Source organism: Tumidithrix helvetica PCC 7403 (assembly GCF_965232925.1).
Lineage (GTDB): Bacteria > Cyanobacteriota > Cyanobacteriia > Pseudanabaenales > Pseudanabaenaceae > Tumidithrix > Tumidithrix helvetica.
Genome location: NZ_CBDDRA010000005.1, coordinates 56,449 through 70,808 on the forward strand (window position 1 = coordinate 56,449; position 14,360 = coordinate 70,808).

Here is a 14,360-nt window from a genome sequence, read left to right on the forward strand (position 1 = left end):
AAATGATGCAACGCATCTTTTTGAAAAGACCGCGCTCTGCGCGGAACTCAAACCTCGATCTGTTGCAAATTTAAGTGAAATTGGTATGATTTTCATGAAATTTCTATCATAGGGCAATTCATGAATTGTCCTGCCATAAAAAAGAACATCACTTCCTCAAGGATAAAACCCGTACGAAGCAATGTTCTGTCAAGCTATGAATCGCAGATATTTATGAAACTGCCGCCGCTGTGCGACGACGCTTGCCAGCCGCAGGCGTACCATTGGGGTTTGGCGTTGCGATCGCAGCACCAGTAGCCACTGATGTAGCAGTTTTGCTGCCAGCAGGTGTTTGCAGTAACAGCACCAACATCGGACGACTCTGAATCTTATTTTTGATCATGCGATTCACGTCGCGCTCTAACTGATAGCGAATGCCCGTCCAATCGACCTCTTGTTGGTCGCCAAGATTCCGAGCAAAAGATTCCCAGCAGTTACTCAGCGAAGTTTCAAGAGTTTGGGTGAGGTGTGCCATCAAATCGGAGCGATCCATTGCCAAGACTACGCCATTGAGTTGTACATCTGGCGTTGCAGATAGTTTGCCATCGGCTCCCACGGAAACCGCGATGGTGACAATGCCATCTCCTGCAAGCTGTTGGCGATCGCGCAGCACATCGCCCTTGACAAAGCCATCACGCGAAGAATCCACCAACTCCACGCCCGAAGGAACCTTATCCGCAACGCGAATATGGTCTTCGCAGACTTCCACAACATCGCCATTTTCCGCAATGATGATATTTTCCTTAGGAATACCCATGGCTTCTGCCATTCTGCCATGTTGCAAGAGCATGCGCAGTTCGCCGTGAGCAGGGAAAAAGAACTTAGGACGAACCAGCGCCAGCATCATCTTTTGATCTTCTTGAGCGCCATGTCCAGAAACGTGGATGCCCTTATCTTTACCATAGACAACATTCGCACCCATTGCCATTAGCTTATCGATCGTGCGCACCACAGGAATCGTATTTCCAGGAATCGGATTGGCAGAGAATACAACCGTATCGCCCTGCTGAATCTGTAATTGTCTGTGGCTACCATTTGCCATGCGGGTCAGCGCAGACATCGGCTCCCCTTGCGAACCCGTGGTGAGAATGAGGATTTGGTCATTCTTATAATGGCGCAGATTTTGCAAGGGTTGTAATAACTCATCGCGGCACTTGACATAGCCAAGGGTACGAGCATGAGCAATGACATTCAACATCGATCGCCCGACGATACCCACCACACGACCTTGCTTTTCGGCAATATCGAGAATCATGTTAACGCGGTGAACCGACGAAGCGAAAGTGGTGACAATCACTCTTCCCTTGGCAGTGGCAAAAGCTCTCTCAAGGTTGGGGTAAACCGAACGTTCTGAGGGAGTTACGCCAGGAATTTCGGCATTGGTAGAATCGCTGATCAGGCATAACACACCTTTCTCACCATGCTCAGCAAGGCGATGGAAGTCAAAATACTCACCGTCAACAGGCGTATGGTCGATTTTAAAGTCACCCGAGTGAATTACTAATCCTGCAGGCGTATTAATCGCGATCGTGCAGCTATCGGCAATGGAGTGGGTATTGCGAATAAATTCGACAAAGAAATTACTACCGATGCGGACGACATCGCGAGGCATCACCCGTCGCAATTCGGTTTGGTGCAATACGCCCGCTTCTTTCAGTTTGTCTTCTAGAAGTGCCATGGCAAGGCGGGGACCGTAAATCACGGGGATATCAAACTGCTTGAGATGGAAAGCGATCGCGCCGATATGATCTTCGTGACCGTGGGTCACAATCATGCCCTTAATCTTGTGGCGATTTTGGCGCAGATAGGTCATATCTGGCAGCACGATATTCACCCCTGGCATACTGCCTTCGGGGAAGGATAAACCTCCATCTAGGAGCATAATTTCATCATTGATTTCAAACACCCATGTGTTTTTGCCAATTTCTTTCAAACCACCTAAAGGAATAATCTTCAGTGCTGGAGAATTGGATTTGTTAGTCATATGTTGTTTCTGTGTTTCGGTTTGTATTGAAGTAAAAGGAAAATCTGTTTGGTTGCGAGCGATCGGTAGTTAAAAGTCAATTTGCAACAAACTACTGACAACTGGACAACTGGATAATTGGAAAGTTAGCAACTGGAAAACTCAATCTATGACGTAATGCCCAAGCGATTCATTACGGCTCTGAGTTTGGTTTCAAGCTCTGGAGAACTTTTCACAAGGGGTAATCGTAGGACTCCTGTATCTAAGCCAACCATATGCAGGGCTGCTTTCACAAGAATAGGATTTGTGGTCAGAAATAAAGCTTTAAACAGAGGCAATAGTTGAATATGAATCTCTGTAGCGCGTTGGACATTCCCCGTAATAAAAGCCTGAATCATGGACTGCATCTCATTCCCAACCAAGTGAGATGCCACACTAATAACTCCTTTTGCGCCTACAGCCATCAATGGCAAGGTTAGAGAGTCATCCCCCGAGTAGATGTCAAAACTAGTGGGTGTAATCGCCCGAATCTGACTGGCTTGATCGAGATCCCCAGTGGCTTCCTTAATGCCAATAATACTAGGAATTTCAGCCAACTGCGCAACTGTTTCTGGTTCCAGCTTACAACCAGTGCGCCCAGGTATATTATACAAAATCATGGGGATATCTGGTGCGGCTTGCGCGATCGCGGCAAAATGCTGATACAACCCAGCTTGGGGGGGCTTGTTGTAGTAGGGCGTGACCTGCAATGTACCATCTAGCCCTAAGTGCGCGGCTTTTTGGGTAGCAGCGATCGCTTCAGAGGTAGAGTTAGAACCCGTTCCTGCAATAACTTTGGCTTTGCCAGATACAGCTTTTTGGATGACTTGGAATAATTGATATTCCTCATCCCAACTCAAGGTCGGCGACTCACCCGTCGTGCCACAAATCACCAGAGAATCTGTGCCGTTTTCGACCAGATGTACTGCTAATTTTTCTGCACGGACATAGTCAACTTTACCCTCTAGATCGAAGGGAGTGACCATTGCAGTAATTACCCGACCAAAGTCAATCGCACTCATAGGCTGAGAAAGTTATCCCTTATTTAGATCGAACATAATGATAGGAATGAGAAGCATGTGTCATCAATCTCAGGTTGTGAATATCTCTAATATTTTGTAGAAGAATAAACTGGGAATTTGGTTCTGGCAACAGGGGCTTTTACGATCGCGGATTAGAGTAAGTTCTTGGCAATCAATAACTCCGCAATCTGAACCGCATTGAGAGCAGCCCCCTTACGAATTTGATCGCCACATAGCCATAGATCTAATCCAGCAGGATGAGAAATATCCTGACGAATACGACCCACAAGTACCTCATCTTTGCCACTGGCATCGATCGGCATTGGGAAGTAATTTTTGCCAAAGTCTTCTACCAGCTTGATGCCTGGAGCTTTTGCCAAAATCTGACGAGCCGCCTCAGGGCTGAATGGTTCGTCAAACTCTAGATTAATCGCCTCAGAGTGGGCGCGAAGTACGGGAACCCGTACACAGGTAGCTGTAATCCTCAGATCGGGGGCGCTGAAAATCTTGCGAGTTTCATTGACCATTTTCATCTCTTCTTCGCAGTAGCCCTGCGCGTTAAGGGCAGAGTTGTGTAAAAACAGATTAAATGCCAAAGGATAGGGCAAAATCTCGGCTTTCGCAGGCTCTTGATTGAGAATTGCTTGGGCTTGTTGCTTGACCTCTTCCATGGCTCGTGCCCCCGCACCACTTGCCGATTGGTAAGTCGCGGCAACAATGCGTTTAATCGGTTGGACTTGATGCAGGGGAAACACCGCCACACTCATGAGAATTGTGGTGCAATTGGGATTTGCAATAATTCCTTGGTGTTGTGCAACGGCTTCGGGGTTTACCTCAGGAACGACTAAGGGGACATCAGGATTCATCCGAAAAGCGCTGGAGTTATCGATCGTAACTGCTCCTGCCTTGGCAGCGATCGGGGCCCATTGCTTAGACACGCTGCCACCCGCTGAAGCCAAAACTAGATCTATGCCATCAAAGGAATCAGCCTGTACCGTTTTGACCGTCAACCTGTCTGTGCCAAACTGGATTTCTTTACCTGCGGAATATTCCGAAGCGAGCAGTGTTAGCTCGCTCAGCGGGAAATTTCTCTCGCGCAATAACGCCAATAACTCTGTACCGACTGCTCCTGTTGCGCCTAGTATGGCAACTCTATAGGATTTACTCAATGAACCTCCAAAAACATATGAATAAATGAATATCTCTGTGCTGAATCGTTAAATCTACTGTTTAAATTTGTGGTTTAAAGCTTTTATTAGGATGTCAAAAGCAATAGCATCAAGATTCTGTCTGTCTTTCAATCCTTCACGTTGAGCTTTTCTGTGCTGAAGTCTGTTGACTGAATCGTTTTATGACGGTGTGTTTATACTGCATCTTCAGTTTGAATACACTTGCGCTTTTATAACTTACGGCTTTTTTGTCTTGCTTCGACTGGAAATTTTGCGAGGACTTGAATGCGATCGCTCAGACCCCTACTACATTTCTAATGCCATGCCCCCGATTGGGCGTTTTTATGCTACACCGTTGTTGGCTTAAACTGCTATGGAATATCTTGCGGCATTACTAACCATAAACCATATAAGTCAGGTATAAGTCAAGCTTCTGAAGCTAAGTTATTAAGGGCCAATAAAGATGGCATCTTCAATGTCTTTACGGCTCAGCGAATAGGGGAAAACTCGTTGCAAATCTCGATTTCCTGCGATCGCATTGATATAGCGCACCCTGATTTCTTCGACTTCCATAGAAATCTCAGCTTCCCAACTCGGACGTTTAACTCGCCACACACTCAAATTAGAACGATCTTGTCGGCAGCCCTGAATCTTGAGCCAAGACTCTAGCACGGGCAGTGTGTGGTTATACAGCGGTGTTTCAGCAGGTGGAAGGATCATTATGCAATCATGCCTTAAGGTTATGCAAACGGTGAAAAATTCATGGAGGTAGATAGGATTTCAGGTAGGAGTGCATCTCCGCGCAGCCAACCAATTAGCAGGACAAGCAGCACGCAGGCAATCAAGGTGACTGCCATAAGAAAAAGGACAAACAATTCGCCACCAGATAGGGGTCGTTCGCAGGGCAACCCATCGTCCTCCTGTAGGGGATGGCGATACCTATTACCTAGATTCTGTGTTTCCGAACTATCTGTTTGATGATTTAGATAGTTTAACCGTGAAAATCGAATCATTTGGTCGTAGGTGTTACGCCGCTCTGGGTTACTTAGGGTGGCATAGGCTTCATTAATTTGCCTAAATTGTTCGATCGCAATTTCTTTAGAGAGCTGGGTAGTGTCAGGATGGTAAAGTTTGCTCAGATCTCGATATGCTTGCCGAATTTGGACTGCACTTGCCCATGGCGTTAGTCCTAATATAGCGTAATAGGTTTTGGCTTGTTTAGGGGCGGACTGCATGGAAGACTGCAAATCGATCTAGGGGGCTTAAGCACTCTGTATTGTACTGCACTACATCTAGCGAGATCGCACTTACGATCGCTACTGAAAAAATACAGGCAGAATGGCTGTGTGTAATTTTAACGAATTGGTGGTTTCTACGCTCAGATCGTTTACGCTAGATTACTTAGCCTATAGCAGTCCAACTCAAATTCATTACGCCGAAATCATTGTGCTGGAATAACTGAACCTGCGATCGCAAAAATCATGGAATTGTCTGAAAGGTAGAATCTTCATGCCCTGGACTCGCATAATTAGTGCTGTTGTTGCCATTCCTCTGGCATTGGCAGCGATCGCATTTGGTGGTTGGGCATTCACCATCATCTTTGCAATCTTGATTTGTCTGGGGCAGTTGGAATATTTCAACTTGGTCAAATCGAAAGGGATGTCGCCAGCAACCAAAATCACCCTACTGGTGAGCCAAGCTTTACTGATTGTGGCACAGGTAAAAATAGAGTTTGCGGATGCCGTCTTGCCCGTCGCTGGCACATTTATCTGCTTTTATCTGTTATTTCAGCCGCAATTTGCCACGATCGCCGATATTTCAGCCTCAATTTTAGGGTTATTTTACGGGGGCTATTTACCTAGCTTTTGGGTGCGTCTGCGCGGTCTAGAACAAGGAGATCCTTTGCACTTAGCCGGCCAGTTGGGTGCAAACTGGGACTGGGACTTTTACTTAAGTCAGGGGGGTATCTATGTGTTGATGTCCTTTAGTTGCATCTGGGCCTCAGATATTGGCGCTTATGTGATGGGCAAAATATTTGGACGCACAAGGCTATCAGATATCAGCCCTAAAAAGACTGTAGAAGGTGCAGCTTTTGGCTTAGTGAGTTGTGTAATCGTCGCTCTAATTTGGGCGTTTTGCTTAGGCTGGCAGACTTGGTGGCTGACGGGTTCTATGTTAGGTCTATTGATTGGCTTAGCAGGCTTGTTGGGAGATCTTACAGAGTCGATGATGAAACGAGATGCGGGTGTCAAAGACTCAGGTCAGATTATGCCTGGGCATGGGGGAATTTTAGATCGTGCGGATAGCTATGTATTTACTGCACCGCTGGTTTACTATTTTGTGACGCTAATACTGCCCCTGATATCGATTTAACTGCCTCGATCGCAATAAGTTCCCCTACTAAAAACCTAGACTAAAACCTAGACTAAGGGGAAAGTGACACACACTTCGGTCAACTCACCAAAGATGCTATGAATCGTCAGTTCGCCCCCATAAAGCAGGGTGAGTCGCTTGGCGATCGCAAGTCCTAGACCAGTACCTTGCTGTTCGTAAAGTTTGCGCTCAAACTGCATATATGCCCCGACATTGGCAATCTGTTCGGCTGTCATGCCACGACCGCGATCGCTCACAGATAAACTGAGGCGATCGTCAACAACTTGACTAACGATCAGAACAGGTGTGCCCACCTCTGAATATTTGAAAGCATTGTCTAAGATTTCTTCGATGATTTTTTGGAATTTAGCGCTTGGCAAGCCGATGGAGGCATTCTCTAAGGTTACTCTGAGGTCTGATTCTCGACGATTTTCTTGGGCTTTTTGCACGGCTTTTTTGGTGACAATCGTTTTCACATCTGCGCGATCGCTCGGCGTTGCCAAGTCGATCGCTTGATTTGCCGCAGCAATTTCTAGCTCAGCGTACATCAGAAAATTTTGAATCAGCCGATATAACCTTTCCCCACAGCTATGAATATCTTGCGCCAACTCCAAAACCTCATCTGGTCTAAGCGTCTGATGCTCCTCGATCAAAGCTTCAGATAGCCCCAAAATTCCACTCAAGGGGGTGCGAAGTTCGTGGGGCAAAAGCAAGGTGATGCTACTGCGCAATTCATCGAGTTTGACGCGAAACTGCTGGTCGATCGCTGCCTGCTTACCGAGTCGGGTCGTAATTGCCTTTAATAACTCAGAACGACTAATGGGCTTTGTGAGATAGTCATCAGCACCCAAGTTCATGCCATAGCGCAAGTTATCTTTTTGAACTTGGGCGGTCAAAAAAATAAAAGGAATCGTAGCAAAACTAGGATCTTGTCGTAACTCTGAAATTACTCCATAACCATCAAGCTCTGGCATACTGACATCACACAGGATCAGATCTGGCTTATGATGCTTTGCCATTTGAATGCCTGCTTTACCGTTGCCTGCTTCAATTGTCAGAAAGTTATCGGCACTTAAAACATCTAGAATCCCCTCACGAATATCATCTTCATCTTCAATGACGAGTATTTTGATCATGGCTTTGCGACAGACTAGATTATGGATGTTAGGGCATTTCTAAATAACGACAATTTTTAACCTAGTTCCGTTTTTCCCTTACATATACTAAGGCAAGATTGAGGATAATACTGTTATGGAGTTTGCTCAAAAATAAAATGAAGTACTCTATTGGTCAGATTTACTGATTCAAGGTTTATGCCTAAAATCTTGTAGTTGTCTGCTAGCTGGAAAGCGATATATTACCCCGACTGGACTTCGCCACATCTATGCCTATCCCCAACGATATTCCTGTTGCTCAACGTGTTAGCGATCCTCAAAAGGAGGGACAATCCGCACAACATAAAACAGGTTCTACAAATCCTGTGATGCGATCGCTGCGAGCAGTCCCTTGGTGGGGGTATGGCTTAGCAGTCATAGCGTTTCTCACACCCTTAATCACAACTCGTTTATTGTTTGTGTTGAGTGAGTTGAGGCAGCCTCAAGTTTCTCAAACTTCACAGCCTCAAGTTTCTGCATCCCCATTGCCCGACTTGACAGCAAACAAGCCTCAACCAACCGTAACGACACCCCCCGAGCCGATCGCCGATAGCCAGCCTTCAAACGGAGCATCCGTGATGTTTGGGCATTTTGCCTATGAAGAAGCTCCTGCTAATACCTTGCGTCCGATTTCTAGGGCAGGGGATGGCTATGAGATCAAACTGCGGGACGCTGCTGCTAAAAGTTATTTGAGCATGGTCGAGGCAGCCAGAGCTGAGGGGATCGACTTAGTCGCTATTTCAGGTTTTCGCTCTAAAGAAGATCAACGCCAATTGTTTTACGACATTAGTCGCGAGCGCAATCAAACCCCCGCTCAGAGGGCTCAGGTGAGTGCGCCCCCAGGCTATAGCGAACATCACACAGGCTATGCGGTAGATGTGGGCGATGGCGCAAACCCCAGTACAAACCTATCCCCTAGCTTTGATAAGACCGTTGCTTTTCAGTGGCTAGAAAAAAATGCGGCGAGATTTAGCTTTGAACTGTCTTTTCCGCCCAACAATCCCCAAGGCGTGATGTACGAGCCTTGGCATTGGCGATTTGTTGGTGACGATCAAAGTCTGGCAACATTTTACAAACGTCGAAATTCTACGACCTCGGGCAATCCTTCCTCTTTTACTGCCCCATCTGCACGTTAGTTTAGGCACATTAATTTAGGCATATCCACTTTAAAGCCAGCATGTACAACCGAATTTTTAGCATCATCCTGTTGGTTCTGCTGGGACTGGCTGTTGGTATCTATCCAATGGGAGATCGTCATGCGATCGCTGAAAGCAAAAAAACGATTGCACCACCCTCAGATACTTCATCAACCACACCTTCGAGCACACCCGTAATGTTTGGGCATTTTGCCTACGAAGAAGCCCCCGCCAATACCTTGCATACAATTTCTAGGGCAGGAGATGGCTATGAGATCAAACTGCGGGACGCTGCTGCTAAAAGTTATTTGAGCATGGTCGATGCAGCCAGAGCCGAGGGGATCGATTTGGTAGCAATATCAGGTTTTCGGACAAAAGAAGTGCAACGCTATCTGTTTTATGAAATCGCGCGGCAACGCAACCAAACCCCTGCCGAACGCGCTCAGGTAAGTGCGCCCCCTGGCTATAGCGAACACCATACAGGTTATGCAGTGGATATTGGGGATGGCGCCAACCCCGGTACGAACCTATCTTCCAGTTTCGATCGCACAGTTGCCTTTCAGTGGCTAGAGAAAAATGCGGCGAGATTTAGCTTTGAGCTGTCTTTTTTGCCCAATAATCCCCAAGGCGTGATGTACGAACCTTGGCATTGGCGATTTATCGGTGACGAGCAAAGCCTGGCAGCCTTTCGCAAAGATCGAGAACTGACCCATTCAGCCGATCCCTCTCGCTAATTTCCCAGTCTGCATATACAAACCACGATCGGTATAACCCATGATCAATAGCCTCGACATTTTGGCGATCGCCATTTTTAGCATTACGATGTTGGCTCTGCTGGGGCCCGTTGTGGGGATATCACCATTTGTGCCAGCAGGAATTGCCGTTTTGCTGTTAGGGCTGTATGCGATCGATCGCGCTCTGTGGCAGGGAAAAGGGGGTGATTTTTTGATGTCATGGTTGCGGCAGCGATCGCCCCAATATTCTCAACAGGTTTTGTATCATGAGACTGGACATTTTTTGGCGGCTCATTTGCTCGGCATGAAAATTTTGGGATATCGCCTCAGATGTTCGGGGGATTACAAATTTGGGCAACAAACCGTGGGAGAAATGCCCGTAGGAATTGAGAGGGGTGTGGCGGTTGAGGGCATTTTAGAGCCTAAAACTGCGAAAGATGCCAAATCTGAGCCTCAGGTAAATGGGAAGATTACTCCCAACTACCTCGATCGCTGCTGTACTGTCTGGATGGCAGGAATTGCCGCAGAGCAACTTTTTTGTAAGGGTACGGAAGACTATGGTGGCGCAGAGGATATTCGCCAACTGCGTGCGGCGATCGCGACGTTTAAACCAGCATTTCAACAGGATGTAGAACTAGAACAGCGATGGGCGCTCCTCCGCGCTAAGGTTTTGCTACGCGATCGTAAGGATGCCTTTGAGGCACTTGCCGCTTTGATGGATCGAGGTGCAAGTATTGAGGAATGCTGTGAAGCGATCGATCTCAACATTGAAAAATCCATAGAAAAGAATCTATTCATAACGGCAGAATAATAGCTTTAGTCATGGACTTCGTTATGGATATATAATCACTGTTAGAAAGATTGCACCAACAACAATTCATACGAAGATATAGCAACGGAGTAGAAGCTGAATATGAGTACCATGATTTTCCCCGGATCGGCTGTGAAGGTGATCAATGCAGGTGACACCTACTATGGTTTTGAGGGACAGGTGCAAAGAGTCACCGATGGTAGGGTTGCTGTGATTTTTGGCGGTGGCAACTGGGAAAAAATCGTCTCTTTTCGCGCCTCTGAGTTAGAGTTGGTCGATGCTACGATCGGGCCTGGCAAAGGCAAGAAGAAAAAATAAGCACATTTCTGATTTGGAAATTACCCCACCCCAACCCTTCCCTTGCACTAGCCGCGAAGCGACTTCCCGCAGGGTAGGGGAAGGAACACAAGATATTTCCAGTCTTCCCCCTTTGCAAGGGGGAATTAAAGGGGGTAAGTCCGACTTATTGTGCGCATAGCAGTTCCCTTATAAGGTCGATCGCTTTCCCGTAACCTTAGGTATTGAAGCTTCATGAATGTAAGACGCACCCTCCAAGGCTGGACTAAACGCTTTTTCCTGAGTGTATTTCTAGCAGTCGTCACGTTACTTCTCACCTTAGCTGCGGGAGCGCAGATGCGATCGCCGCAACTGCACCTCACCTATCCGCCCTTAAAGCACGAAACCTACAGTAACAAAATCTTTTTCATTGGTTCGGCTCCGCCCGAGGGGGTAGTCACAATTAACGGTGTGGCGATCGAACGCAATGCGGCGGGGCATTTTGCACCTAGCTTGCCATTACAACTGGGGCAAAACAGCTTCACGCTTGAATATCAAAATTCTCAAGGGCAAAAACAGGCTTCGCAGGCGATCGCTACGAACATCATCCGACTTGCTACGAGAATTGCGCCGCCTTCTGAGTTGGGATTTATCTCTGATTCTTTACTTCCCAAACAGGATATAGCGATCCAACCCAACGAACGAATTTGCTTTGAAGCGATCGCCACACCGAATGCCGATGTTTCCGTATTTCTAGGCGATCGGACGATTTCTCTAAAGACTAGCCAGTCAGAGACACAACTGCCACCTAACTACGCAGTCTTAACGGGCAATAATCAACCCTCGGTGGAACCAGCGATCGGTAAATATTTAGGCTGTACTGCTTTTGCGAACTCTGGAATCCTAGGCAAACCTGAGTTTCGAGTCACCAAAGCTAATCAAACCATCCGCCAACCAGCCCAAGGAATAGTGGAAGTACTATCGCCCGATCGCCTCCAGATCGTGGAAGTTACCGTTCCTTCTGCCATAACTCGCACGGGTGCGAGTAGCGACTTTTCACGGTTGACCCCACTGCCCAAGGGTTCAAAAGCTCTAATTACAGGCAGACAGGGGGATTGGTTTCGACTCGACTATGGCGCTTGGATTAACCGTAAATCTGTGCGAATCCAAGATGTAGAAGCCCCCATCCATTCAACCATCCATAGCCTCGGCACGAAAAAAGTCTCCAATTGGACAGAGATTACTTTCCCTTTAGAAGTTCCAGTTCCCATGACCGTGGCGCAGGGCGATCGCACCCTCACCCTCACCCTCCACAATGTGACCGCCCAAACCGATACGATTCTGATTGGCAACGACCCCGCGATCGGGCAAATCACTTGGCAGCAAATCGCCTCGCAACAGAATGCCCCCAGTCAGGTGGTTTACACGATCGGACTCAAATCTAGCCAGCAATGGGGCTACAAACTGCGGTACGAAGGCTCGAGTCTGGTGCTCTCGATCAAACATCCCCCCCTCCTGCGATCGCAACCTGCTGCGCCTCAACCCCTTGCAGGCATTAAGATCGTGCTCGACCCCGGGCATGGTGGAGATGAAGACTTGGGGACGCGATCGCCGACGGGCTATCCAGAAAAAACAGCGACGCTGATTACCTCTAAATTCTTGCAAGCCGAACTGCAAAAGCGCGGTGCTACCGTCGTCATGACCCGCGACAAGGATATCGATTTAGGTTTGGAAGAACGGGTAGACACGATCGATCGAAACGAACCCGCGATCGCGTTGAGCATTCATTACAACGCACTTCCCGATGATGGGGATGCAATTAATACGGCAGGAGTTGGCGCTTTTTGGTACCATCCTCAAAGTAGCGATTTGGCGAGATTTTTGCAAAATTACTTAGTCAAACAGCTCAATCGTCCCGACTATGGCGTTTATTGGGCAAATTTGGCACTCGTTCGCTCGACTACAACGCCATCCGTGCTTTTGGAACTCGGTTTTATGATCAATCCTGATGAATTTGAATGGATTGTCGATCCAGAGCAACAGCAACGACTGGCAACAGCGATCGCCGATGGCATCACGGCATGGTTCGCCAAGATTCCCGCCTCATAGGGAAGAATTCACCCAATATTATGCTCATTATGAGCATTTTTATCTAGCTGGCTAAGGGCTTCAGCAAAATCTCTAACGCCTTTAAACTGGCGATAGACAGAGGCAAAACGCACGTAAGCCACCTCACTCACGGTTTGGAGATGCTCTAAAACCATTTCACCAATCTCTACGCTCGTAACATTGTGATTTTCTCGAAGCTGAAGCTGCGACTCGATTTCATCGATCGTTGCCTCTAACTTTTCTTGTAATACCCCCGTTTTTTCGCAGGCCCGAACCATACCGCGCAGCAATTTAGAGCGATCGAAAGATTCTGCCGTCCCATCGCGTTTAATCACGGTAATTGGCACAAATTCAATTCTTTCGTAGGTCGTAAACCGACGTTGGCATTTTAAACATTCTCTTCGGCGTCGCACGCTATGCCCTGCCTCTGCTGCACGAGACTCTAGTACGCGACTTTCCATGTTTTGACAAAAAGGGCAGTGCATAGCGCATCCCAAAAAATTTGGTTCTGTAGGCAACCATTCATTATATAGGCTAGGCTACGCAAATCTAGGAACAGTCTCAGCTTGGCGATCGCATTTTAGAATGCGAAAGGATGTCGCTGAAAATGTTAACATTAAGAAAATCTGTAACTATCACTACCGCGTAAGCATATGGCACAAAAATCTACAGTTATTTCTCCCTCAATTCTGTCAGCCGATTTTAGTCGATTAGGCGAAGAAATTAGTGCCGTTGATGCTGCTGGCGCAGATTGGATTCACGTTGATGTCATGGATGGTCGGTTTGTCCCCAATATCACGATTGGGCCATTAATCGTTGAGGCAATTCGTCCTGTCACCAAAAAAATTCTGGATGTGCATTTAATGATCGTCGAGCCAGAACGTTATGTGCCTGATTTTGCCAAAGCAGGCGCGGATATTATCACCGTTCATGCCGAGCATAATGCTTGCCCTCACTTGCACCGCAATTTAGGTCAAATTCGCGAACTCGGTAAAATGGCTGGCGTTTCACTGAACCCCTCTACACCCCTCAGCTTTATCGAGCATGTCTTGGATCTTTGCGACCTCGTGCTGATCATGAGCGTTAACCCAGGTTTTGGCGGTCAAAGCTTTATTCCTACCGTTATCCCCAAGATTCGTCAGTTGCGTGAAATGTGTGACGAACGCGGTCTCGACCCATGGATCGAAGTTGATGGTGGTCTTAAGGGCAATAATACTTGGCAAGTTTTGGAAGCGGGAGCCAATGCGATCGTGGCTGGTTCAGCCGTATTTAAGGCGAAGAACTACGCTCAAGCGATTTCTGATATTCGCCACAGCAAGCGCCCTGAGTTGGTAACTGCATAGATCGTTATAGATCGCACAAAAAAGGGAGCGTACTATATTCAGTTAACGCTCCCTTTTTCGATCTCGTAAAGATTTGCTCTCTCACCGATCCAACCTAAATTCTTATCCTGCCCTAAGGTTATACCAATTTCTCTTGAAATTGCGACAGATCGGGTTTTGTGTTCCGCGCTCCGCGCGGTCTTTTCAAAAAGA

The 14,360-nt window shown here is 47.2% G+C and carries 14 protein-coding genes; 7 read left to right on the forward strand and 7 right to left on the reverse strand.

Annotated elements, in window-relative coordinates; translation table 11 throughout:
• Positions 1–211: 211 nt before the first annotated feature.
• The 5 genes from ACP2WE_RS06205 to ACP2WE_RS06225 form a co-directional block, all read right to left on the reverse strand.
• Positions 212–2,023 (reverse strand): ribonuclease J, encoded by a 1,812-nt coding sequence (locus ACP2WE_RS06205; RefSeq protein ID WP_425214725.1) that lies wholly within the window; start codon positions 2,021–2,023, stop codon positions 212–214.
• A 146-nt stretch (positions 2,024–2,169) separates the two neighbouring features.
• Positions 2,170–3,063 (reverse strand): 4-hydroxy-tetrahydrodipicolinate synthase, encoded by an 894-nt coding sequence (gene dapA, locus ACP2WE_RS06210; RefSeq protein ID WP_425214726.1) that lies wholly within the window; start codon positions 3,061–3,063, stop codon positions 2,170–2,172.
• 152 nt (positions 3,064–3,215) lie between these two features.
• Positions 3,216–4,232: an aspartate-semialdehyde dehydrogenase gene (locus tag ACP2WE_RS06215; protein ID WP_425214727.1), complete on the reverse strand. Its 1,017-nt coding sequence runs from the start codon at positions 4,230–4,232 to the stop codon at positions 3,216–3,218.
• A gap of 447 nt (positions 4,233–4,679) precedes the next feature.
• Positions 4,680–4,952 (reverse strand): DUF3143 domain-containing protein, encoded by a 273-nt coding sequence (locus ACP2WE_RS06220; RefSeq protein WP_425214728.1) that lies wholly within the window; start codon positions 4,950–4,952, stop codon positions 4,680–4,682.
• A 20-nt stretch (positions 4,953–4,972) separates the two neighbouring features.
• Positions 4,973–5,467, reverse strand: a complete 495-nt coding sequence (locus tag ACP2WE_RS06225) for a J domain-containing protein (protein ID WP_425214729.1) — start codon at positions 5,465–5,467, stop codon at positions 4,973–4,975.
• A 274-nt stretch (positions 5,468–5,741) separates the two neighbouring features.
• On the opposite strand from ACP2WE_RS06225, the gene ACP2WE_RS06230 reads away from it, so the two are divergent.
• Complete coding sequence (locus ACP2WE_RS06230) at positions 5,742–6,605, forward strand: phosphatidate cytidylyltransferase (RefSeq protein WP_425214730.1); 864 nt, start codon at positions 5,742–5,744, stop codon at positions 6,603–6,605.
• Between the two features lie 47 nt (positions 6,606–6,652).
• Here the strand turns inward: ACP2WE_RS06230 and ACP2WE_RS06235 are convergent, their stop codons facing one another.
• Positions 6,653–7,741 (reverse strand): hybrid sensor histidine kinase/response regulator, encoded by a 1,089-nt coding sequence (locus tag ACP2WE_RS06235; protein ID WP_425214731.1) that lies wholly within the window; start codon positions 7,739–7,741, stop codon positions 6,653–6,655.
• A 248-nt stretch (positions 7,742–7,989) separates the two neighbouring features.
• Here ACP2WE_RS06235 and ACP2WE_RS06240 point away from each other — a divergent pair, with 248 nt between their 5' ends.
• The 5 genes from ACP2WE_RS06240 (at position 7,990) to ACP2WE_RS06260 (ending at position 12,825) form a co-directional block, all read left to right on the forward strand.
• Positions 7,990–8,895, forward strand: coding sequence for a M15 family metallopeptidase (locus ACP2WE_RS06240; RefSeq protein ID WP_425214732.1), 906 nt, complete (start codon positions 7,990–7,992; stop codon positions 8,893–8,895).
• A 41-nt stretch (positions 8,896–8,936) separates the two neighbouring features.
• Positions 8,937–9,629, forward strand: a complete 693-nt coding sequence (locus ACP2WE_RS06245) for a M15 family metallopeptidase (RefSeq protein WP_425214733.1) — start codon at positions 8,937–8,939, stop codon at positions 9,627–9,629.
• A 40-nt stretch (positions 9,630–9,669) separates the two neighbouring features.
• Complete coding sequence (locus ACP2WE_RS06250) at positions 9,670–10,440, forward strand: hypothetical protein (protein ID WP_425214734.1); 771 nt, start codon at positions 9,670–9,672, stop codon at positions 10,438–10,440.
• 111 nt (positions 10,441–10,551) lie between these two features.
• Positions 10,552–10,758, forward strand: a complete 207-nt coding sequence (locus tag ACP2WE_RS06255; RefSeq protein WP_408648743.1) for an NAD(P)H dehydrogenase subunit NdhS — start codon at positions 10,552–10,554, stop codon at positions 10,756–10,758.
• A 213-nt stretch (positions 10,759–10,971) separates the two neighbouring features.
• Positions 10,972–12,825 (forward strand): N-acetylmuramoyl-L-alanine amidase, encoded by a 1,854-nt coding sequence (locus ACP2WE_RS06260; RefSeq protein WP_425214735.1) that lies wholly within the window; start codon positions 10,972–10,974, stop codon positions 12,823–12,825.
• An 8-nt stretch (positions 12,826–12,833) separates the two neighbouring features.
• On the opposite strand, the gene nrdR is transcribed toward ACP2WE_RS06260, so the two are convergent.
• Complete coding sequence (gene nrdR, locus ACP2WE_RS06265; protein ID WP_425214736.1) at positions 12,834–13,310, reverse strand: transcriptional regulator NrdR; 477 nt, start codon at positions 13,308–13,310, stop codon at positions 12,834–12,836.
• 168 nt (positions 13,311–13,478) lie between these two features.
• On the opposite strand from nrdR, the gene rpe reads away from it, so the two are divergent.
• Positions 13,479–14,168, forward strand: a complete 690-nt coding sequence (gene rpe, locus ACP2WE_RS06270; RefSeq protein ID WP_425214737.1) for a ribulose-phosphate 3-epimerase — start codon at positions 13,479–13,481, stop codon at positions 14,166–14,168.
• Positions 14,169–14,360 lie beyond the last annotated feature (192 nt).

Excerpts from the sequence above, each read along its gene's own strand:
- ACP2WE_RS06205 (WP_425214725.1), bottom strand. The coding sequence starts at position 2,023 with ATGACTAACAAATCCAATTCTCCAGCACTGAAGATTATTCCTTTAGGT.
- dapA (WP_425214726.1), bottom strand. The coding sequence starts at position 3,063 with ATGAGTGCGATTGACTTTGGTCGGGTAATTACTGCAATGGTCACTCCC.
- ACP2WE_RS06220 (WP_425214728.1), bottom strand. The coding sequence starts at position 4,952 with ATGATCCTTCCACCTGCTGAAACACCGCTGTATAACCACACACTGCCC.
- ACP2WE_RS06225 (WP_425214729.1), bottom strand. The coding sequence starts at position 5,467 with ATGCAGTCCGCCCCTAAACAAGCCAAAACCTATTACGCTATATTAGGA.
- ACP2WE_RS06230 (WP_425214730.1), top strand. The coding sequence starts at position 5,742 with ATGCCCTGGACTCGCATAATTAGTGCTGTTGTTGCCATTCCTCTGGCA.
- ACP2WE_RS06235 (WP_425214731.1), bottom strand. The coding sequence starts at position 7,741 with ATGATCAAAATACTCGTCATTGAAGATGAAGATGATATTCGTGAGGGG.
- ACP2WE_RS06240 (WP_425214732.1), top strand. The coding sequence starts at position 7,990 with ATGCCTATCCCCAACGATATTCCTGTTGCTCAACGTGTTAGCGATCCT.
- ACP2WE_RS06245 (WP_425214733.1), top strand. The coding sequence starts at position 8,937 with ATGTACAACCGAATTTTTAGCATCATCCTGTTGGTTCTGCTGGGACTG.
- ACP2WE_RS06250 (WP_425214734.1), top strand. The coding sequence starts at position 9,670 with ATGATCAATAGCCTCGACATTTTGGCGATCGCCATTTTTAGCATTACG.
- ACP2WE_RS06255 (WP_408648743.1), top strand. The coding sequence starts at position 10,552 with ATGATTTTCCCCGGATCGGCTGTGAAGGTGATCAATGCAGGTGACACC.
- ACP2WE_RS06260 (WP_425214735.1), top strand. The coding sequence starts at position 10,972 with ATGAATGTAAGACGCACCCTCCAAGGCTGGACTAAACGCTTTTTCCTG.
- nrdR (WP_425214736.1), bottom strand. The coding sequence starts at position 13,310 with ATGCACTGCCCTTTTTGTCAAAACATGGAAAGTCGCGTACTAGAGTCT.
- rpe (WP_425214737.1), top strand. The coding sequence starts at position 13,479 with ATGGCACAAAAATCTACAGTTATTTCTCCCTCAATTCTGTCAGCCGAT.